Origin of the sequence: Pseudarthrobacter siccitolerans (assembly GCF_001046895.1) — a bacterium.
GTDB classification, from domain to species: domain Bacteria; phylum Actinomycetota; class Actinomycetes; order Actinomycetales; family Micrococcaceae; genus Arthrobacter; species Arthrobacter siccitolerans.
This window is the reverse complement of record NZ_CAQI01000059.1, coordinates 306,439-325,710: the sequence shown is the minus strand read 5'-3', so window position 1 is coordinate 325,710 and position 19,272 is coordinate 306,439. Positions and strand designations below refer to the sequence as shown.

At 66.1% G+C, this 19,272-nt stretch carries 18 protein-coding genes; 4 read left to right on the top strand and 14 right to left on the bottom strand.

The genetic code is table 11. The features are described 5' to 3' along the window. Window positions 1–65 precede the first annotated feature (65 nt). On the top strand, window positions 66–704 hold the full coding sequence (locus tag ARTSIC4J27_RS21650) for a LysE family translocator (RefSeq protein WP_050057255.1): 639 nt from the start codon (window positions 66–68) through the stop codon (window positions 702–704). Window positions 705–709: 5 nt separating this feature from the next. Here ARTSIC4J27_RS21650 and ARTSIC4J27_RS21645 read toward each other — a convergent pair whose 3' ends face one another. From ARTSIC4J27_RS21645 to ARTSIC4J27_RS21620, 6 genes are all read right to left on the bottom strand, one after another. After that, complete coding sequence (locus tag ARTSIC4J27_RS21645) at window positions 710–1,687, bottom strand: hypothetical protein (protein WP_050057254.1); 978 nt, start codon at window positions 1,685–1,687, stop codon at window positions 710–712. Between the two features lie 54 nt (window positions 1,688–1,741). Then, the gene (locus ARTSIC4J27_RS21640) at window positions 1,742–2,116 is read right to left on the bottom strand and encodes a nuclear transport factor 2 family protein (protein ID WP_050057253.1); all 375 of its coding nucleotides are present in this window, start codon (window positions 2,114–2,116) and stop codon (window positions 1,742–1,744) included. 40 nt (window positions 2,117–2,156) lie between these two features. Continuing rightward, window positions 2,157–2,660: a DUF456 domain-containing protein gene (locus ARTSIC4J27_RS21635; RefSeq protein WP_050057252.1), complete on the bottom strand. Its 504-nt coding sequence runs from the start codon at window positions 2,658–2,660 to the stop codon at window positions 2,157–2,159. Between the two features lie 99 nt (window positions 2,661–2,759). Next, window positions 2,760–3,959 carry an NAD(P)-dependent malic enzyme gene (locus tag ARTSIC4J27_RS21630; RefSeq protein ID WP_050057251.1) on the bottom strand — a complete coding sequence of 400 codons (1,200 nt, stop codon included), beginning with the start codon at window positions 3,957–3,959 and terminating at the stop codon, window positions 2,760–2,762. Window positions 3,960–4,240: 281 nt separating this feature from the next. Then, window positions 4,241–4,849, bottom strand: a complete 609-nt coding sequence (locus ARTSIC4J27_RS21625) for a TetR/AcrR family transcriptional regulator (protein ID WP_050057250.1) — start codon at window positions 4,847–4,849, stop codon at window positions 4,241–4,243. A gap of 137 nt (window positions 4,850–4,986) precedes the next feature. Beyond that, window positions 4,987–6,309: an MFS transporter gene (locus ARTSIC4J27_RS21620; RefSeq protein ID WP_050057249.1), complete on the bottom strand. Its 1,323-nt coding sequence runs from the start codon at window positions 6,307–6,309 to the stop codon at window positions 4,987–4,989. 142 nt (window positions 6,310–6,451) lie between these two features. Between ARTSIC4J27_RS21620 and rraA the strand changes: the two genes are divergently transcribed. From rraA to ARTSIC4J27_RS21605, 3 genes are all read left to right on the top strand, one after another. Beyond that, on the top strand, window positions 6,452–6,946 hold the full coding sequence (gene rraA / locus ARTSIC4J27_RS21615; protein ID WP_050057248.1) for a ribonuclease E activity regulator RraA: 495 nt from the start codon (window positions 6,452–6,454) through the stop codon (window positions 6,944–6,946). Between the two features lie 110 nt (window positions 6,947–7,056). Beyond that, the gene (locus tag ARTSIC4J27_RS21610; protein WP_050057247.1) at window positions 7,057–8,709 is read left to right on the top strand and encodes an MDR family MFS transporter; all 1,653 of its coding nucleotides are present in this window, start codon (window positions 7,057–7,059) and stop codon (window positions 8,707–8,709) included. 339 nt (window positions 8,710–9,048) lie between these two features. Further along, window positions 9,049–10,488 (top strand): sugar porter family MFS transporter, encoded by a 1,440-nt coding sequence (locus ARTSIC4J27_RS21605; RefSeq protein WP_050057246.1) that lies wholly within the window; start codon window positions 9,049–9,051, stop codon window positions 10,486–10,488. A 92-nt stretch (window positions 10,489–10,580) separates the two neighbouring features. Here ARTSIC4J27_RS21605 and ARTSIC4J27_RS21600 read toward each other — a convergent pair whose 3' ends face one another. The 8 genes from ARTSIC4J27_RS21600 to ARTSIC4J27_RS21565 form a co-directional block, all read right to left on the bottom strand. After that, on the bottom strand, window positions 10,581–11,105 hold the full coding sequence (locus ARTSIC4J27_RS21600; protein ID WP_050057296.1) for a GNAT family N-acetyltransferase: 525 nt from the start codon (window positions 11,103–11,105) through the stop codon (window positions 10,581–10,583). A 103-nt stretch (window positions 11,106–11,208) separates the two neighbouring features. Next, window positions 11,209–11,970 carry an iron ABC transporter ATP-binding protein gene (locus tag ARTSIC4J27_RS21595; RefSeq protein WP_050057245.1) on the bottom strand — a complete coding sequence of 254 codons (762 nt, stop codon included), beginning with the start codon at window positions 11,968–11,970 and terminating at the stop codon, window positions 11,209–11,211. Further along, window positions 11,967–13,016 carry an iron chelate uptake ABC transporter family permease subunit gene (locus ARTSIC4J27_RS21590; protein WP_083435593.1) on the bottom strand — a complete coding sequence of 350 codons (1,050 nt, stop codon included), beginning with the start codon at window positions 13,014–13,016 and terminating at the stop codon, window positions 11,967–11,969. The genes ARTSIC4J27_RS21595 and ARTSIC4J27_RS21590 overlap by 4 nt, the downstream gene beginning before the upstream one ends. Beyond that, entirely contained in the window at window positions 13,009–14,016 is a 1,008-nt protein-coding gene (locus tag ARTSIC4J27_RS21585; RefSeq protein WP_083435592.1) for an ABC transporter permease, read from the bottom strand. Before ARTSIC4J27_RS21585 ends, ARTSIC4J27_RS21590 begins: the two co-directional genes overlap by 8 nt. Window positions 14,017–14,037: 21 nt before the next feature. Further along, on the bottom strand, window positions 14,038–14,985 hold the full coding sequence (locus tag ARTSIC4J27_RS21580) for a siderophore ABC transporter substrate-binding protein (RefSeq protein ID WP_050057244.1): 948 nt from the start codon (window positions 14,983–14,985) through the stop codon (window positions 14,038–14,040). A 180-nt stretch (window positions 14,986–15,165) separates the two neighbouring features. Further along, complete coding sequence (locus tag ARTSIC4J27_RS21575) at window positions 15,166–16,329, bottom strand: mannitol-1-phosphate 5-dehydrogenase (protein ID WP_050057243.1); 1,164 nt, start codon at window positions 16,327–16,329, stop codon at window positions 15,166–15,168. Further along, on the bottom strand, window positions 16,329–18,404 hold the full coding sequence (locus ARTSIC4J27_RS21570) for a PTS mannitol transporter subunit IICBA (protein ID WP_050057242.1): 2,076 nt from the start codon (window positions 18,402–18,404) through the stop codon (window positions 16,329–16,331). The genes ARTSIC4J27_RS21575 and ARTSIC4J27_RS21570 overlap by 1 nt, the downstream gene beginning before the upstream one ends. An 83-nt stretch (window positions 18,405–18,487) precedes the next feature. Then, window positions 18,488–19,216, bottom strand: coding sequence for a TetR/AcrR family transcriptional regulator (locus ARTSIC4J27_RS21565; RefSeq protein WP_050057241.1), 729 nt, complete (start codon window positions 19,214–19,216; stop codon window positions 18,488–18,490). Between the last annotated feature and the right edge of the window lie 56 nt (window positions 19,217–19,272).

Below are 19,272 nucleotides of genomic sequence, written 5' to 3'. Positions count from 1 at the left end.
GGACAGCACTTCTGCGCTGAAACTATCTAGGGTTTGTCCTGACGCACCATGTGGCAGGAGAAAGAATGAACCCCGAGCTGTTTTTGGCCTTTGTGCTGGTGGCCGCGGCCCTCGCGTGCACGCCCGGCGTTGACTGGGCGTACTCCATTGCGGCCGGGCTCAGGCAGCGGAGTTTTGTGCCGGCGGTGGCCGGGCTCTGCGGCGGTTACGTGCTGCACACGGTGCTGCTGGTGGCGGGACTGGCCGCCCTGCTGACGGGAATGCCCGGGGTCTTGGGCTGGATCACCCTGGCCGGTGCGGCGTACCTGATGTGGCTCGGGATCAGTACGCTCCGCTCCTGGCGCGGCGCCAGCTTCACGGCACGTGCCGGCAGTGAGGGCAGCACCCGGCTCCGGACGTTCCTCCAGGGCATGGGAACCAGCGGAATAAACCCCAAGGGACTGCTTTTCTACGTGGCACTGGTCCCCCAGTTCGTCAGCGCCGATGCGTCCCTTCCCGTGCCGGTGCAGTCCGGTCTGCTCGGCATGACGTTTGTGCTGCTCGCGGGCCTGGTCTACACCGCCGTCGCCCTGCTCTCGCGCACCCTGCTGCAAAGCCGGCCGGGAGCCGCCCGCGTGGTGACCCTTGCCAGCGGCCTCATCATGGTGGCGCTGGGCGCGGTACTGCTCGGCGAACAGTTGCTGCCGGTCCTTGAAGCGGCGTAGGACCGTTACTCGTCGCTGAGCTTCTTCCAGTCCTGTTCCCAGATCCGGCGCATCTCCTCGTCCTTGCGGATGGGCACCGGCGCGGCGATCTCCTTTTGCGGCACGGGGTCCTCGCGGCGCCGGCCCCAGTCCCGCGGGTTGAGCGAGCGCCGGCTGGAGTCCAGCACCAGCAGCGCCCGGTCCGTCAGGGCGTCATTGCGCAGGGTCAGGTGGGTCTTACGCCGTCGCAGGACCTCCGCGAGCGCCTGGTGCGCTGCTTCGAGCCGGCCCTCCCGCCGCAAGGCCCGCGCCCGTACCAGCAGCAGGGCAGCAGACAGATCGTCAGCATTGAGCAGGCCTTCGGTCCAGTCGATCACCGTCCGGCTCCGCCCCAGGGTCAACGCCAGTGAGCAGCGTGCCAGGGCCATGGGGAGCGACGGCGGCAGCCCGGCCAGGGCGTCCAGCGCCGCCTCGGTGCGGCCCGTCTCGCGGAACGAGTGTGCGAGCGCCAGGAAGACTGACTCTTCGCTGAACAGGACCGGGATCTCCACGCGCTCGGCGAGTTCGATGCGGGTGACGATCCTGGTCAGGTACGTGGACGAGTAGCGGTTCGCTTCGTCCTCGTTCCTGGTGGTGAGCCCGCGCTGGAGGAGTTCCGAGGCGCGCAGGTAGCCGCCGTGCTTGTACACAAGCAGCCCGGACATGAGGTAGCAGAGCCCGGCCCAGCCTGGGTAGGCGCGGGCGAGTGTGATCAGCCGGTCGGGCTCGCGGCTGGTGAAGACGGCCTCGTGCACGGCCTTGGCGGGCTTGGGGAGCATCCGCTTGAGCCGCGGTATCTCCCCGTCCACGGTGAGCAGGGCCGGGTGGCGTCCGCCGAGGACGCCGGTGAGCAGGCCGCCCACTCCCCCGGCGAGGTCGTGGACTGGTGTGCGCAACTGGGGCTCGCCGAACGGCGTAAGGTCGCGTCTGTCCCAGTAGATCGGTGCAGGGTCCCCGGCGGTCATCTCTCCATGCTAACCGCGGCGGCCGGACGGTCGGATGCCGCGGGGCCGGGAGTCTCAGCCGCGTTCCATAAACCACTCGGTGAAGGCCGAGGCCCGGCCGTTCCCGTCCAGCCTGATCACCCAGAGGTTGTCGTACGTGGGCCGGTCGCCGGAATAGGTGGTAACACCCTGGACGAAGGCGGTGTCCGCGTCCGTGCCCAGCAGCTCCCAGCTGAACGTCCAGTCTCCTGGTTCATCCCGGGCAGTGAGCCAGGCGTCAACAATGCCGTCCTGCCCCTTCCAGGCCTGCGGATCGTTGGGCCGCGTTTCGTACACTGCGTCTTCGGTGAAGAGGGCGCGGATGTCCTCGGGCCGGTTGGTGGTCCACGCCGCCTGGTACTTCTCCATCCAGGCCTGGACGTGCTCGCGTGCTGAAGTAGGCTCCGTCATGTTGCCGTTCTACGCCCTGGGCCTCCGGGCCGCAAGCGTCTCAGCCGTTGGCGGCAGCCACCCACACGCCGATCACCCACGTGCTGGCGGCGAGGCAGGCCAGGCCAAACTCGGCGAGCATGCCCACACCCGTTGCTTTGAGGGCTGCCCAGCTGGAAGCCGCCGCACGTCCGAGGTTCCGGGTACGGGCGAGTTCGCTGAGCAGCAGGCCGGCGGCGAAGCCCACGAAGAGTCCCACTACCGGGATGACGAACATTCCCGCTACTCCGGCCACGATCGCAGCTGCGATGCTTCGGCTGGGGATGGCGTGCTCCTTGAGCTTCCTGCCGGTGAGGACAGCGCTGGCAGCCATGCCTGCCACCACGAAGACCATGGCAACCGCGAACACCACCCAGCCTGCGGTTCCGGCACCGCCCCAGAGGGCCCAAGCCAGCAGGCTTCCACCAATCAGGATGCTGCCCGGAAGCACCGGGATGACTGTGCCCGCGACGCCGACAACGATTGCCAGGCCGCACAGGATGGTCACCACGGTTTCGGAGTTCATGGCTTCCAGTCTATGGTTGGCGGCCGCTTAACCCCCGACGGCGGCGCCTCCCGCGCAGGGGAGGCACCGCCGTCGTACATTCCGTAAGGGAAGGGGGAGTTAGTCGGCTTCCACCGCGGCGGCGACTGCTGCGGTCACTGCCGGGGCCACCCGCGGGTCCAGCGGGCTGGGCACAATGTAATCCGCGGAGAGGTCCTCTGCGGCGAGATCGGCGATCGCGTAGGCGGCGGCCAGCTTCATGGCCGGGGTGATGCGGCGGGCACCGGCGTCGAGGGCGCCGCGGAAGATCCCCGGGAAGGCCAGCACGTTATTGATCTGGTTGGGGAAATCGCTGCGGCCGGTGGCCACGACGGCGGCGTACTTCACGGCGACCTCGGGCAGGACCTCGGGGTCGGGGTTGGAGAGCGCGAAGACGATGGCGTCCTGGTTCATCAGGGCGAGGTGCTCTTCGGCCAGCTTGGAGGAGGAGACGCCGATGAAGACGTCGGCTCCGGCGAGGGCTTCGGCCGGGCCGCCTTCCACGCCGCGGGGGTTGCTGCGCCCGGCGATGTCAGCCTTCTTGCTGGCCGGGCCCGCGGCGAGGTCCTTGCGGCCGGAGTTGATGATGCCGCGGGAGTCGAGCAGGACCACGTCGGTGATGCCGGCAGCCAGCAGGATTTCGGCGACGGCGATGCCCGCGGCTCCTGCGCCGGAGACCACCACACGCAGGGTGTCCAGTTCGCGGCCGGTCACCTTGGCGGCGTTGGTCAGCGCGGCGAGGGCAACGACGGCGGTGCCGTGCTGGTCATCGTGCATCACGGGGCAGTCCAGCGCCTCGATGAGCTTTTCCTCCAGCTCGAAGCAGCGCGGTGCGGAGATGTCCTCGAGGTTGACGGCCCCGAAGCTGGGGCGCAGGCGGACCAGGGTTTCCACGATTTCATCCACGTCCGTGGTGTTCAGCACCAGGGGAATGGAGTCGAGGTCGCCGAAGGTCTTGAACAGGGCGGACTTGCCCTCCATCACGGGCAGCGAGGCGCTGGCGCCGATATTGCCCAGGCCCAGGACGGCGGTGCCGTCGCTGACCACGACCACCAGGCGCTCGGCCCAGGTCAGGGTGCGGGCCAGTTCCGGCTTGGCGTGGATGGCACGGCTGACCTCGGCCACACCGGGAGTGTAGGCGATGGACAAGTCGCGCTTGTTGGACAGCGGGACGGTGCTGGCGATGGAGAGCTTGCCGCCCTGGTGGGCGTCGAAGATCTCGGCTTCAGTCAGCGCGGTGGCTGCGGAGTTGTCGGTGGCTGCAATTGCGTCAATGGACACGTCGTTGTCTCCTGGTGCTCGCCGTGGTCACACGGCACATGGGGCTCAGGCCCAAACAGGCCTGAGGCATTGGAAGAGATGCGGCGGATTACCCAGGGGTGGCGGGTCCGTGGGAGCGTCGGGGATGCTCCCTGCTGCTCCGTTTCCCATGGTAGACAGCGGAAAAGGGTACCCCCGGGCGATTTGACGTCGCCTGCTGGTGCTAAAACGCTTTTTCAGGACCGATTGTGATCCACACCACGGTAATAAGCCCGATTTAATGCGTTATTGGTCTAGGCCAGTTACGCGCTCTGATGGAGTGTGTAGCTGCCTTCGGCGGCCGGAGCGAGCCTTGTGCAGGCCTTTTTGAGGTCTTCCTCGGCCTCGAAGAGGGACAGCCGGCGGTTCCGGACGGACTGGACCAGACCAGTGACCGTCAACAGGAGCACCCTGGCCACAATGGGATCACCGCAGGCGGTGGCCACCACTTTTTCGCCCAGCGCGTCGATCTCGCGCAGCAGGGTGGTGGTGTCCCGGTCCGGAAGGTACACGCCGCGGCTCAGGCACTGCTCCACCGCCGGCTGCATCACGCGCATGTGGAAAATTTCCATCACCAGGCCGCCCAAGGCGCGGCCGCGGAACCTGGCTGCGGTGCTCCGGCCCGCAGCCTGCAGCTCGCCAAGCTGGTGCCGGTAGAGGGCGAGCATCAGGTGCGTTGGGGTGGGAAAGTAGCGGTACAGCGTACCCAGCGGAACGTCCGCCTTGGCCGCGACCTCGGCCAGGTCCACGGAGTCCAGGCCCTTCCGGGCAAACCCGGCGGCATTGTCCAGGATGCGTGAATAGCGCAGCCGCTGACGCGGGGCTGAGGGCATGGCGGCCATGGGCGGATGGTCTGGAAGAGTCTCAGGCATCTGTATTCCGGGTTGTGTTTTGACGGTGCAGCAGCCGGGAGCGTCCCCATCCCGGACCGCCTGCGATCCGGTTCAACTATACGGCACAGCCGTGTGGCGTAATTCGTCAGGTGCCTTACTTCCGGTATCCCGGCGGGTCAGCGGACACCCTTGATCTTGACGACAAACACCGCACCCAGGAGGCCCACGACAGCCGCAGTCATGAACAGCGTGAAGTACCCCCCGAAGTACGTCACCGCGAGGAACGCGAGGCCGGTCGCGAACACCTGCGGCAGCGAAGCGGCCACGTTAATGACCCCCATATCCTTGCCACGGTCGGCGGCCTGCGGCAGCACCTGCGTCAGCAGCGCAAAGTCAACGGCCTGGTAGGCGCCGAACCCCACGCCGAGGATGGCGGCGCCAACCAGTGCGCCGGTCCATACTGGGAAAAACGCCATAGTGAGGCCCGCGAGGGCAATGAGGACTGAGGATCCGATCACAAACGGCTTCCGCCGGCCCAGCCGGTCGCTCCACGGCCCCGCGATCACCGCAGTAACCATCACCAACGCCGCATAAATGCCGGTCAGGATCAGGACTCCCAGCGCCGGGTTCTCAAGCTTGAGGACGTCCCCGAGGAAAAAGATCAGGTACACGATGGTCAACTGGTTGCAGACGTTCATCAGGAAGCGGGTGAGCCAGGCCCAGGCGAAGTCCGGGTGGCGGGCCGGGCTGATCCAGAAGCCGCGGAGGAAGCTGCGCCACGAGAAAGGCGGGCGGAGCGCCCTCGGCAGCGGCGGGTCATTCCGGTGGAACAAGTACGGCAGCACCGAGAACAGCAGGGCGGCAGCACACAGGGCGTAGCCCACCATGTAGTTTCCCGACACCACCGCCCCGAAGACTGAACCCAGGAGGATGCCCACTGTTTGGCCCAGGGCCGCAACTCCCCCCACTCCGCCGCGCTGCAGCACCGGCACCCGGTCCGGGATGGCGGCGGTGATGGCCGCATAGGCCGCGTTGGCGCCCAGCTGGACCAGGCACCAGAACAGGACCATCAGGGCAACGGCTGTGGCCCCGGACAACGCCAGCAATGCTGCCGTGGCCAGGACGGCACCGCCCAGTACCCAGGGGGCACGCCGCCCGAAACCCGAGACCGTCCGGTCAGACAGCGCCCCGAACAGCGGATTGGCCACCAGGGATACGGCGGCACCGCACCCAAGCACGAGGGACGCGATGGCTTCCTTGTTTGTTTCGTCGATGCCAATGGCCTGCTCGGCGATAAAGATGTTGATGGGCCCGAAGAACGCGGCATTGATGCCGACGTTGACCAGCACCAGCCCCGTTACCCACCGCGCGGTGACCTTCGCCGTCGGTTCGGCGAGCGCCGCCGTCGAGTGCTCCGCTCCGCCGCCGGGTTTTGAGGAAGAACCAGGGTCCGGCGCCGGGCCGGGATCCGCTGCTGCGGGTGTGTCTGGCAGGCTCATGGCTGGTTCCCCCTGGACGGTTAGCGATAAAAGTCAGACTATCGTGGGCTTCATCGCCCGGCTTGTTATTCGGCAACCTAACTTGTGGCAGCGTGCTGCCCGGCAACCGCAAACGTGTAAGTACTGAAGACCTGGAGAACCCATGACGGCACCAGCCCAAAACCCCGCCAACAACATCGCTACCGCAGACCTGTACGACGAACGCGGTGACGAGCTGGCATCGGTGTCACTGCAGTTCCAGTCCCTGGGCGGCCGCTCGCATTTCAGCGGTGCGGTAAGGACCATCCGCTGCTTCCAGGACAACGCGCTGGTGAAGTCCACCCTGGCCACGCCGGGAAACGGGAACGTGCTGGTGGTGGACGGCGGCGGCTCGCTGGGCACGGCATTGATGGGGGACATGATCGCCGAAAGCGCCGTGGCGAACGGCTGGGCCGGCGTCGTTATCAATGGGGCAATCCGGGACCGCGAGGCGATCGCCGCGCTGGACCTTGGCGTCAAGGCCCTGGGCAGCAACCCGCGCAAGAGCGCGAAGGAGGGGGCCGGCGAGGTGGATGTTGAGCTCGAAATTGACGGTGTGACCATCCGCCCCGGTGCCACCATCTGGTGCGATCCCGACGGAATTCTCGTGGAGCGCTGAGGGGCGCCCGCCCGGTAGGTAAAAAGAAACTTCTGTTCCAGGGAATAAGTCTCTGCGTAAGATAGTTACTGAAAGCAACTATCAAGCGTAATTCTTCCTCTGGAGCACCCATGTCCCAACCCCCTGCCACGCGCGCCGCCGGAGAAACCCTCACGCAACGCCAAATCGTCACCGTGATGGTGGGCCTGATGCTGGGCATGTTCCTCGCCTCGCTGGACCAGACCATCGTGTCCACGTCCATCTACACCATCGCCAACGACCTGGACGGACTCTCGCTCCAGGCGTGGGCCACCACCGCGTACCTCATCACGTCCACCGTGAGCACGCCGCTGTACGGCAAGCTGAGCGACATCTTCGGCCGCCGCCCGCTGTACCTGACGGCCATCGTTATCTTCCTGGCAGGCTCCCTGTACGCGGGGTCGGTCCACTCCATGACCGAACTCGCCATTGCCCGCGGCGTTCAGGGGCTGGGCGCCGGCGGCCTGCTGGCACTCGCGCTGACCATCATCGGCGACATTGTCTCCCTGAAGGACCGGGCCAAGTACCAGGGCTACTTCATGTCTGTCTTCGGCATCTCCTCGGTGCTTGGCCCCGTGGTGGGCGGGGCGTTCGCCGGTTCGGCCAACATCCTGGGTTTCGACGGCTGGCGCTGGGTGTTCTTTATCAACCTGCCCATCGGCCTGGCTGCACTGGCAGTGGTGTTCCTCTTCCTGCACCTGCCAGCCAAGCACGTGAAGCAGAAGATCGACTACTTCGGCGCGGCTGCCATCACGCTCGCGATCGTCCCGCTGCTGCTGGTGGCGGAACAGGGGCGCAGCTGGGGCTGGGCTTCGCTGAACTCGTTCCTTTGCTACGGATTGGGCATTGTGGGCATCGTCTGGTTCCTGCTGGCCGAGCGCCGTGCCGGTGACTACGCCCTGATCCCGCTCCGGCTCTTCAGGAACACAACCTTCGGCCTGTCCTCGCTGCTGAACTTCATCATCGGCATCGGGATGTTCGGGGCGATCGCCATGCTCCCGATGTATCTGCAGCTGGTGAAGGGGCTGACCCCCACGGAGGCCGGCCTGATGATGATCACCTTCACCGTGGGCATCCTGACCGGTTCCATTACCGCCGGACGCACCATCTCGGCGTCGGGAACCTACCGGATCTTCCCCATCCTGGGCACTGCCCTCCTGACCGTTGCCGCGCTGGTGATGGGATTCTCCCTGGGCGTGGATACGGGTCTGTGGGTCCCCGGCGTGATTGCGGTGTTCTTCGGCATAGGGCTGGGCTTCTGCATGCAGCCGCTCACCCTGGCGATGCAGACCTCCGTGCCGCCCAAGGACATGGGCGTGGGCACCTCCTCCGCCGCGTTCTTCCGGTCGATGGGCGGCGCCGTGGGCACGGCCGTGTTCATCTCGATGTTGTTCAGCCTCGCCGCCAGCCGGATCGCGGACAGCATGAAGTCGGCCATGGCCAGCCCGGACTACCAGGCCGTCCTGCAGGACCCCGCCGTGGCAGCCGACCCCGCCAACGCCAAGCTGTACGAGTTCTTCCAGAACGGAGCGTCCAACGACTCCCTCAACGACACCAGCTGGCTCCACGCCGCCAACAGCACCCTGACCCGCCCCATTACGGAGGGCTTCGCCTACGCGATCGACGCCGTGATGATCACCGCGTCCGTCCTCACCGCGGTCGCGTTCCTGATCAGCCTCGCCCTGCCCAAGAAGAAGCTCTCCGACCCCAAGGCTGCCCCGCAGGAGCCGGCCTCGGTGCACTAGCCGTACCGCAGCAGAAGGCCCGTCACGGCAGGCAGTCTTTTGGACTGCCTGCCGTTGCTGTTCCCCGGAATCACGGCCCCGGCGGCCGTAGAAGGCGGCAAAAGCGTGCCCTCCGTGACGCGGCATAGCCCAGCGGCACCCGCCGGAAGGGGACGACGGCGGCCCGGCCCGCCGTCGTCCCCTGTTGTTTTGCAGGCGAGCCGCCCTGGAACGCTGCTGACTGGAAGAGTTCGCGGTGGCGTGGAACACTGTTTACCGCGTGTGCGCCGGCCTGCTGGCCGGTTCCGCAGCCGACGACGTCCGCACCGCGTCCACCCAACCCCAGACCAAGGGAGAACCATGCCCACTGCCCAGGAGCAGACAACCGCCCAGATACCGCGGCGGGTGATCTGGCTGGCACTTGCAGGTGCGGTGGGCGGATTCCTGTTCGGCTTTGACTCGTCCGTGGTGAACGGCGCCGTGGATGCCATGAAGGACGAGTTCGCGCTGTCCGAGGCCGTGACGGGCTTCGCCGTCGCCGTCGCCCTGCTGGGCTGCGCCGCCGGCGCCTACCTGGCCGGAAAGGTCGCCGACCGCTACGGCCGCGTCCCCGCCATGAAGCTGGGAGCGCTGCTGTTCCTGGTCAGCGCCATCGGCACCGGCTTCGCCTTCAGCGTCTGGGACCTGATCTTCTGGCGCCTGGTGGGCGGATTGGGCATCGGCCTGGCCTCGGTCATCGCCCCTGCCTACATCTCGGAGATCTCGCCGCGCAAGGTCCGCGGCCGCCTCGCATCGCTGCAGCAGCTGGCCATCACCACAGGTATCTTCGCCGCGCTGCTCTCCGATGCACTGTTCGCCACCAGTGCCGGCGGCGCCGACCAGTCCTTCTGGCTGGGGATCGAGGCCTGGCGCTGGATGTTCCTGGCCGCCGCCGTGCCCGCCGTGGTGTACGGCTGGGTTGCCTACACCCTGCCCGAATCCCCGCGGTTCCTGGTGTTCCTGGGCAAGGAGGACGAAGCCCGCACGGTGTTTGATTCGATTGCCCCGGCGGAGGACACCGACCGGCACATCCGCGAGATCCGCGAAGCCATCGAGGAGGACAAGCTCGCCGGCCAGAAGGGCTCCCTGCGCGGCAAGGCGTTCGGCCTGCAGGCAGTGGTCTGGGTGGGCATCATCCTGTCCGTCCTGCAGCAGTTCGTGGGCATCAACGTGATCTTCTACTACTCCACCACCCTGTGGAAGGCGGTGGGCTTTCAGGAAAAGGACTCGCTCGCCATCTCCGTGGCCACCTCCGTCACGAACATCCTGGTCACCCTCGTGGCCATAGCCCTGGTGGACCGGATCGGCCGCCGGCCCATCCTGCTGGCCGGCTCGGTAGGCATGGCCGTGTCCTTGGGCGCCATGGCGCTGGCGTTTTCCTCGGCAGTGGGGTCCGGCGACGACATCTCCCTGCCGGGCGCCTGGGGTCCGGTGGCACTGGTTGCCGCCAACGTATTTGTGGTCAGCTTCGGCGCGTCCTGGGGACCGCTCGTGTGGGTGCTCCTGGGCGAGATCTTCCCGTCCCGCATCCGCGCCCGCGCACTGGGCCTGGCGGCGGCCGCGCAGTGGGTGGCAAACTTTGCCATCACCCTGAGCTTCCCGGTGATGGCCGCCGGTTCGCTGCCGCTCACGTACGCCATGTACGCACTGTTCGCGGCGGCGTCGTTCTTCTTTGTGATGTTCAAGGTGCCGGAAACGAACGGGATGTCGCTGGAGCAGGCCGAAACGCTCTTCGTGGCGAAGGGCTCCAAGAAGGCCTAACAACCCCCCATCAGCTTTCGCAGCTAAACAGCAAACCCTCTATCACATGGCGTGATGGAGGGTTTGCTGTTTGCGGGTTTTCAGGGTGCGGTTTAGAGCATCAGTTTCATGCCTTCATGGCCGGCTTCGAAACCGAGCCGCTCATAGAACCGGTGCGCGGCCACACGCGTCTTGTGTGTAGTCAGTTGCATCAGCGCGCAGCTTCGGCGCCGGGACTCCTCGATGGCCCACTGCACCATCAAGTTGCCGATGCCCTGGCCCCGGAGACTGCTCGCCACCCGCACTCCCTCGATCTGCGAGCGCCAGGCCCCCTGCCGTGAGATGCCGGGCAGGAAGCTGAGCTGGAAGGTGGCAACCACTTCTGCCTGAGCGGTCCCGCCCGGCAGCACCTCCCCCACAATGAGCAGGTGGGAGGGATCGGCATCGATCGCGTCGAAGGCCCGCTCGTAGGGCGCCAGGTCCTCTTGGCGTTCGCGCCCGGAGCCCAGGGAATCGTCCGCGAGCAGTCCCACGATGGACGGCAGATCCGCCCTTAGGGCGTGGCGCAGGCGGAAAGTCCCGCCGTCGACGTCGGAGGTCAGGAGAAAGGGCACGGCAGCTTGGCTCTCGGTCACCAGCCCAGCCTCGCACAGAAGTGAGCGGGCGTCGGGGAAAATGCGGCCACAAGGGAGCGGGGGTCGGAAGGAAGGCGGCCACAAGTGAGCGGGCGTCGGGGGAAGGTCAGGCGAAGTAGACGCCGATCCGGTTGCCGTCGATGTCCTCGATGCGGATGTCGATGTCGTAGACGTCGCGGAGCATGGCCTGTTGCATGATCTGCCGGGGGCTGCCCTGGTGGACCAGCCGCCCGTCCTTCATGGCCAGGATGGTGTCCGAGTAGCAGGACGCGAAGTTGATGTCGTGGACCACCAGGACGATGGTTTTGCCGAACTCGTCGGCCAGCCGGCGCAGGAGCCGCATCATCTCCACCGAGTGCTTCATGTCCAGATTGTTCAGCGGTTCGTCCAGGAGCAGGTACCGCGTATCCTGGGCCAGCACCATGGCGATGAAGGCCCGCTGACGCTGGCCGCCCGAAAGCTCGTCCACAAATTTGTCCGCCATGGGCGTCAGGTCCAGGTGGGCGATGGCCTCTTCCACCTTGGCCAGGTCCTCTACGGTGGGGCGTCCGCCGGAGTGCGGGAACCGGCCGAAGGCCACGAGGTCCCGCACGGTGAGCCGCATGGTCAGGTGGTTCTCCTGACGCAGGATGGCCATGGTCCGGGCCAGTTCCCGGCTGTCAGTCGCTGCGATGTCCAAGCCCGCCACGGAGACCGCGCCCGCCTCGAGCGGCTGCAGCCGGCTGATCAGTGACAGCAAAGTGGACTTGCCCGCCCCGTTGGGGCCGATGATGGACGTGATGCCGCCCTCGGGGATCACACAGCTGACATCGTCAAGCACTGCCTGGCCGCCGTAGCTTTTGGAGACGTTCCGGACCGCGATGGTCATTTCAGCGAGCCTTTCAGGAGGAGGTAGAGGAACAGGATGCCGCCCGTGAACTCGATGACCACGCTCAGGGCGGTGCCGAAGCCGAACACCTTTTCCAGGAGCAGCTGGCCGCCCACCAGGGCAACGGCGCCGATCATCACCACGATGGGCAGCAGCCAGCCATGGCTGAAGCCGCGGCACAGCTGGTAACCCAGGCTCACCACCAGCAGCCCGAAGAAGGTTACGGGTCCCACCAGTGCGGTGGACACGGCCACCAGCAGCGAACACCCCAGCAGCACGCGCATCACCACTTTGCGGTGGTCCACGCCCACGTTGATGGCGACGTCGCGGCCCAGCGCCAGGACATCCAGTGTGTGCCGGGCCCGCCACACCACGGCACAGACTGCGGCGATGATCACCGCGGAGACCCCGAGCAAGGCCGGGTCCACGTTGTTGAAGCTCGCGAAGAACAGGTCCTGCAGGATGATGAACTCGCTGGGTTCCATCAACCGCTGCAGCAGCGAGGACATACCGCGGAACAGGCTGCCCAGGATGACGCCCACCAGCAGGAGCAGGTGCAGGGAGCGGACCGCGCCGGTGAACATCCAGCGGTACAACATGGCGCTGAACGCCACCATCAGCAGCACCTCGGCGCCGAACTGGAGCGTGGGCGGGGCGGCCACCACCGCGGCGGCGCCGAGGGTGAACGTCATGACCGTCTGCACCAGGATGTACAGCGAGTCGAAGCCCATGATGGACGGGGTGAGGATCCGGTTGGCGGTGACAGTCTGGAACAGGAGGGTCGAGACGCCCACGGCCACAGCCACCAGCAGCATGGCGGCCGCCTTGATGGCACGGCGCGGCAGGATGTAGCCCACGTTGCCCTTGAGCTCGAAGAACAGGAAGAAGCAGACGACGGCGGCCGTCGCCGCGAGCAGGATGCCCGCCACCAGGCGCGGGGACGCGTTGCGGGCAGCGGCTTTGAGCCTGCGTACGCCTCCGGTACCCGGAGCCGGGGCGGCAAGTGGTCCTTTCACCGGCGGTTGAAGCGTTGGGCTTTCAGGCATTGCGCTTCCTCAGGATCAGGACGAGGAAGAGGATGGCGCCCAGCACGGACATCACCATGCCCACGGGGACCTCGTAGGGGTAGCGGATGGTCCGGCCGATGATGTCGCAGACCAGCACGAACGCGGCGCCGAACAGTGCGGTCCACGGGACGGCGCGGCGGAGGTTGTCGCCAAATATGAGCGACACGATATTGGGAACCACCAGGCCCAGGAAGGGAACGGCGCCCACGGTGGTGACCACCACGGCGGAGATCAGCGAGACGATGACCAGCCCCAGCCTCATGGTCCGGCCGTAGTTCAAGCCAAGGTTGGTGGTGAAGTCCTGGCCCATTCCGGCCACGGTGAAACGGTCTGCGGCGAGCATGCCCAGCAGCATCAGGACGGCGACGATCCAGAGCAGTTCATACCGGCCCCGCAGCACGCCGGAGAAGTCGCCGATCATCCAGTTGCTCAGGGTCTGGAGCAGGTCGTAGCGGTAGGCAAAGAAGGTGGTGACGGCCGCAATGACCCCGCCCAGCATGATGCCCACCAGCGGGATAAGCAGGGTGTTCCGGGCCGGGAGGCGGCGCAGGATGGCCAGGAACAGTGCGGTTCCCAGCAGCGCGAAGACGCTGGCCACCAGCATCTTGGCGGGAACGGGGGCCTGCGGGGCAAAGACCGTGACCACCAGGATTCCCAGGGTGGCGGACTCCACGGTACCTACGGTGGACGGCTCCACGAAGCGGTTCCGGGCCATCAGCTGCATGATCAGGCCGGCCACGGCCACGGCCATTCCGGCGAGCAGCACAGCCAGCGTGCGCGGGACGCGGGAGATCCAGAAGACCTCCGCCGTAGCCGGGTCGCCGGACAGCAGGGCAGGAAGGGAGACATCGCTGACGCCAACGAACATGCTGGCGGCGGCGAGGGCAAGGACGGCAACTGCGGCCGCAGCCAGGCCTGCACTGTGGCGGGCCTGGCTGCGGGTTGCCGGCGCGAGGGGGCGCACGGCGGTGGCGGTCATGGGTGTGTGGAGCCCGGGGCGTTATGCCACGGAGGCGGCGACTGCGTCCACCATCGCTTTGACGTTGTTCAGGCCGTAGCCCACGACGTACCACCCGGCGGGGTCGAGGTTGATGACCTTGTTGTTCCTGGCGGCATTGGTGGACTTGACCAGCTCGTTGTCCAGGATGGGGTTGGCTGCCGAGGCATCCCCACCCGTGGCGGTGTCGCGGTTGATGACGTAGAGGAGGTCCGGGTTGGCCTGCTTGATGTACTCGAAGGAGATGGCCTCGCCGTGGCTGCCGTCAACCTTGACGTCGGCGGCGGTGGGTACGCCCAGGACGTCGTGGATGATCCCGAAGCGGGAACCTGCGCCGTAGGCGGTCACTTCGCCGCCGGAGGTCAGGACGATCAGTCCCTTGCCGGCGCTGGCCGCCTTGGCCTTGGTGTCAGAGACGGTGGCATCGACTGCCGCGAGCTGCTCTTCCACTTCCGCCGACTTGTCGAAGATGGTCCCAAGCTTTTCAGCCTGGGCCTTGAAGCTTTCCATCGGCTGGGCGGCATCAACGGACAGGTCGATGGTAGGGGCGATCTTGCTCAGTTCCTCATAGGCGCCGGCGGTGCGGCCGGAAATGATGATGAGGTCCGGGTCGCCGGCGCTGACGGCTTCGAAGTCCGGCTCCTTCAGCGAACCGATCTTGGTGTACTTGGCATCCGAGTACTTGGCCAGGGCTTCAGGGTAGGCGGCTTCCGGGACACCTGCGGGCTCCACACCGAGCGCATCGAGGGTGTCCAGGACGCCCAGGTCGAAGGTGAAGACCTTCTCCGGGTTGACCGGCACGTTCGCCGTGCTGCCCTGGGCGTGCTCCACGGTGATGGTGGTGGCTTCGTCAGCCGGTGTGGCCGTCGCGCTTCCTCCGCATGCAGTGGCGGTCAAAAGCGCCGCTCCCGCAGCCAGTGCCCCCAGGTAGCTCGAAAGCTTCTTCTTCACGGTTTCTCTCCACTCGGCTAATACGTCACAACTTCGTTGCCTAATAGCCCAGAGCCTATAAGTAAGGGAAGGCTTACTTCAAAACGAAAGGGCCTGCATTCCTACATAAGTGGGAGAGATCACACAGAACGACGCCGGCACTCAAGGGGAGTGCCGGCGTCGTCATTGCGGAAGGGTTCGTCAGGCGGGGGTGCGGGCCACCTCCGCCTGGCGTTCCTCCACCAGTGTGGCGACTGCGTTGAACAGCGGGTGCTCCTGCTCCAGGCCCGTGATTTTCTCCGTCGCGTCAGCGGGGCTGCTGGCTGCCAGGATGCCAGCCAGCTCGGTTGCCTCGGCGTCGGCGGGGTCGTTGAAGCGCAGGGCAGCGGCGATGGCGCCGAGCAGCGCCTCCGGCACCACTCCGCGTTCGGCGAGTTCGGCAGCCGGGCCGATGAACCGCTCGTGCCGGCTCAGCTTCCGCAGCGGCGCACGGCCCACGCGGGTCACGGTGTCCGGCAGGTACGGGTTGGAGAACCGGACCAGGATCTTCTGGACATAGGCCTCCTGCTCGTCATTGCTGAAGCCGTGCTTGCTGACCAGGAGCTGCTTGGTCTCCTCCAGCACTGCCCGGACGTCCTCGGCAACATCCTGGTCCGCCATGGCGTCGGAGATCTTCTCCAGGCCCGCCTCGAACCCCAGGTAGGCGGCCGACGCGTGGCCGGTGTTCACCGTAAACAGCTTCCGCTCAATGTAGGGCGAAAGCTCGTCCACAAAGGTGGCGCCGGGGATCACGGGGGCCGAATCGCCGAAGGCCGTCCTGTCGATAACCCACTCGTAAAAGGTTTCCACCGTAACGTCCAGGCCCTGGCCGGCTTCCTGGTTGGGCACGATCCGGTCCACTGCCGTGTTGGCGAACACCGCTTTGCCGTCCAGTGCCCCGGCGGCGGCCCCCGGCTGGGAGGCCACCTCCTTGGCGAGGATGTCCGTGGCATTGATCGCGTTCTCGCAGGCCATGACCTGCAGCGGTGCCAGGCCGGGTGCCCTGGCGACGATGCCCTTGGCGATCACCGGCGCCACGAACCTGAGGATGTGCGGGCCCACCGCTGTGGTGACGATGTCCGCCGTCGCGATCTCCTCCACCAGCTGGGCCTCCTGGGTGGTGGAGTTCAGCGCCCGGAAGTTGTCCACCGTGCGCACGGCCGGGTTTTCGCCCACCTCGTGCACCGCGTAGCTGTCCGCAGCCGAGAGCTGGTTGATGAGTTCCTCGGCGACGTCGGCGAACACCACCTCGTAGCCTGCGTCGTGCAGGAGCAGGCCTACGAAACCGCGCCCGATGTTTCCGGCACCGAAATGTACTGCCTTCACTATGCGTTGACCTTTCCGAAGAGTTCCAGGATCTCGTCCTCGGACGTTGCCGCCTCCAGCCGGGCCACCTGTTCCTTGTTGGTGAAGACCTTCGCGATCGAGGACAGGATGTGCAGGTGCTCGTTGTTGATGCCGGCAACGCCCACCACGAACTTGACCTGCTTGCCGTTCCAGTCAATGCCTTCCGGGTACCGGATCACGGACACCGCGGACTTGCGGATATGGTCCTTGGCCGCGTTGGTTCCGTGCGGGATGGCCAGGAAGCTGCCCATGTAGGTGGACACGGACTGCTCGCGCTCATGCATAGCCCGGACGTAGTCCTCGTCCACGGCGCCGCGGGCGAGCAGGAGCCGGCCGGCTTCGTCGATGGCAGCGTCACGGGTGGTGGCCGAACCATTGAGCACCACGCTCTCGCGCGCCAGGATCTCGCCCGTGCCCGCCCGTGGGGCGTCGGATTCAGAGCTTCCGACGGCGGTACCCGCGGCTGCTGTTCCGGCCGCGGCAGCCGTTGCCGGCCCCGTGGCGGAGGCTCCGCCGGGCGTTCCCGCACCGGCGTCCGGGCCCTCCGTTGCGGCGCTGCCCTCGGTGTTGCTTTCCCGGACCAGCTCCACGATTTCGTCGTACCGGGGGCTGTTCATGAAGTTGTCCACTGAATAGTGCACGGCACTGGACGTGGCCGGCTTGGCACGTTCGGTGAGGTCCTGGTGGGTGACCACAACATCGTAGGTGTCGTTGAGGTTGGCGATGGAGGCATTAGTGACCTTGACGTCCGGGAACCCGGCAGCCTTGATCTTGTTCCGCAGTACGGAGGCGCCCATGGCACTGGAGCCCATGCCGGCGTCACACGCGAACACGATGTTGCGTACCGGGCCGGCGAGGACGCCCACTCCGCCTGCTCCGGCAGCTGCGCCGGCACCGGTGAGGGTGGAAGCCACAGAGCTCTTTTTGCCCTTCATCTGCTCCATGCGGGAGGTGGCGTCGTTCAGGTCCACCTCATCGCTGTGCTTGGTGGTCTTCATGATGACCGAGGCCACCAGGAACGAGACGGCAGTTGCGAGCAGGACCGCCAGGATCACGCCGAGGTAGCTGTCCCTGGAGGTCTGCGCCAGCACCGCGAAGATGGAGCCCGGGGCTGCTGGCGCCACCAGGCCGGAGTTGGTGATGGCCAGGGTGGCGATCCCGGTCATGCCGCCGGCGATGGTGGCCAGGATGAGCAGCGGGCGCATCAGGACATACGGGAAGTAGATCTCGTGGATGCCGCCCAGGAAGTGGATGATGGCCGCACCGGGTGCGGAGGCCTTGGCTGCCCCTTTCCCGAAGAACATGTAGGCGAGCAGAAGCCCGAGTCCGGGGCCGGGGTTGGCTTCGAGCAGGAACAGGATGGATTTGCCCTGGTCGAGGGACTGCTGGATGCCCAGCGGGGTGAGCACGCCGTGGTTGATGGCGTTGTTCAGGAAGAGGACCTTGGCCGGCTCAATGAAGATGCTGGTCAGCGGCAGCAGGCCGTTGTTGACCAGGAACTGGACCACGTTGCCGGCGCCGGTGCTGAAGGCCGAAACCACGGGTGCGATGGCAAAGAAGCCCAACATTGCCAGCAGCGCACCCCAGATGCCTGCGGAAAAGTTGTTGACCAGCATCTCGAAGCCGGGGCGGATCTTGCCGTCCCAGAGCGAGTCGATCTTCTTCATGGTCCAGCCGCCCAGGGGGCCCATGATCATGGCACCGATGAACATCGGAATACCCGCGCCGACGATCACGCCCATGGTGCCGATAGCGCCGACGACGCCGCCGCGGACGTCGTAGACCATCTTGCCGCCGGTGTAGCCGATCAGCAGCGGCAGCAGGTAGGTGATCATCGGCCCCACGAGGCCGGTGTTCGGCACACCGTTCGTCTCGCCGAAACCGCCCAGCTGGGGAACAGGCAGCCAGCCCTTTTCGATGAAGAGGGCGGTAATCAGGCCCCAGGCAATAAAGGCGCCGATGTTGGGCATGATCATTCCGGACAGGAAGGTCCCGAACTTTTGGACGTGCACGCGCGCGCTGGTGCGGGGTTTTGCAACTGTCTCTGTTGCCATGTGATTTCCTAACCGTCATTCCTGCGGCTGCGCAGGATGGTCCGATATTTTCGACGACGTACTGCTGGACGTACTGGCGTTTACTAGCCCGCCGGGCTGGTGGAGATGCGGTGAAGCCATTCGAGGAAGAGTTTGAGTTCCGAGCTGGAGAGCTGGTCTGAGTGCGAGGCCTGAAGTGCGGCATTCAGGGCGATCGCGGCCACCACCACCGAGGACTTTCCGGTATCTCCGGGAACCGCGCCGCTGGCGGGCTCGGCTGACACCGCGAAAATCATGGCGTCCCGGGTCATGGTGGACAATTCGAGGTTCCGTTCAGAGGCGGGCTCCGCAATCAGCATCAGCGTCACACCCACATTGGCGGCCAGGATAGACCTGGCTGCTTCCCTGGGCTGGACGTTCAGCTGGCCCGCCGCCGCTGCCTTGTTCAGCATCTCCTCCATCAGCGCCTCGGCATCGGCAACGATGGCCGGGCGGCTTTCCGGGCGGATATTGCCGAACATCACCAGGTACAGCTCCGGCTGGTTGAGCCCGAACTGCACATGGTTGTCCCACATTCTCCGGATATCCTCGAGCGGCTGTCCGGAGGGGGCGAAATCCCTTTCGCCCGCTACATATTCTTCAAACCCTGCGGCGACGACGGCGTCGAACAAACCTTCCTTGTCACCGAAGTGGTGGTAGAGCGTGGGAGCGCTTACCCCCGCCAGTTGCGTGATCTGGCGGGTGGAAACGGGAGCTCCCGCGGATTTTGCCAACAGTTCCGCCGCTGCACGGAGCAGTCGCATTTTGGGGGGAAGCTGGCCATCCAAACTCATAACCGCTACCCTAGCACCTATAGCATTGCTATATGAACTGAATCACATACAATTTT

Excerpts from the sequence above, each read along its gene's own strand:
- ARTSIC4J27_RS21650 (WP_050057255.1), top strand. The coding sequence starts at position 66 with ATGAACCCCGAGCTGTTTTTGGCCTTTGTGCTGGTGGCCGCGGCCCTC.
- ARTSIC4J27_RS21645 (WP_050057254.1), bottom strand. The coding sequence starts at position 1,687 with ATGACCGCCGGGGACCCTGCACCGATCTACTGGGACAGACGCGACCTT.
- ARTSIC4J27_RS21640 (WP_050057253.1), bottom strand. The coding sequence starts at position 2,116 with ATGACGGAGCCTACTTCAGCACGCGAGCACGTCCAGGCCTGGATGGAG.
- ARTSIC4J27_RS21635 (WP_050057252.1), bottom strand. The coding sequence starts at position 2,660 with ATGAACTCCGAAACCGTGGTGACCATCCTGTGCGGCCTGGCAATCGTT.
- ARTSIC4J27_RS21625 (WP_050057250.1), bottom strand. The coding sequence starts at position 4,849 with ATGCCTGAGACTCTTCCAGACCATCCGCCCATGGCCGCCATGCCCTCA.
- ARTSIC4J27_RS21620 (WP_050057249.1), bottom strand. The coding sequence starts at position 6,309 with ATGAGCCTGCCAGACACACCCGCAGCAGCGGATCCCGGCCCGGCGCCG.
- rraA (WP_050057248.1), top strand. The coding sequence starts at position 6,452 with ATGACGGCACCAGCCCAAAACCCCGCCAACAACATCGCTACCGCAGAC.
- ARTSIC4J27_RS21610 (WP_050057247.1), top strand. The coding sequence starts at position 7,057 with ATGTCCCAACCCCCTGCCACGCGCGCCGCCGGAGAAACCCTCACGCAA.
- ARTSIC4J27_RS21605 (WP_050057246.1), top strand. The coding sequence starts at position 9,049 with ATGCCCACTGCCCAGGAGCAGACAACCGCCCAGATACCGCGGCGGGTG.
- ARTSIC4J27_RS21595 (WP_050057245.1), bottom strand. The coding sequence starts at position 11,970 with ATGACCATCGCGGTCCGGAACGTCTCCAAAAGCTACGGCGGCCAGGCA.
- ARTSIC4J27_RS21590 (WP_083435593.1), bottom strand. The coding sequence starts at position 13,016 with ATGCCTGAAAGCCCAACGCTTCAACCGCCGGTGAAAGGACCACTTGCC.
- ARTSIC4J27_RS21585 (WP_083435592.1), bottom strand. The coding sequence starts at position 14,016 with ATGACCGCCACCGCCGTGCGCCCCCTCGCGCCGGCAACCCGCAGCCAG.
- ARTSIC4J27_RS21570 (WP_050057242.1), bottom strand. The coding sequence starts at position 18,404 with ATGGCAACAGAGACAGTTGCAAAACCCCGCACCAGCGCGCGCGTGCAC.
- ARTSIC4J27_RS21565 (WP_050057241.1), bottom strand. The coding sequence starts at position 19,216 with ATGAGTTTGGATGGCCAGCTTCCCCCCAAAATGCGACTGCTCCGTGCA.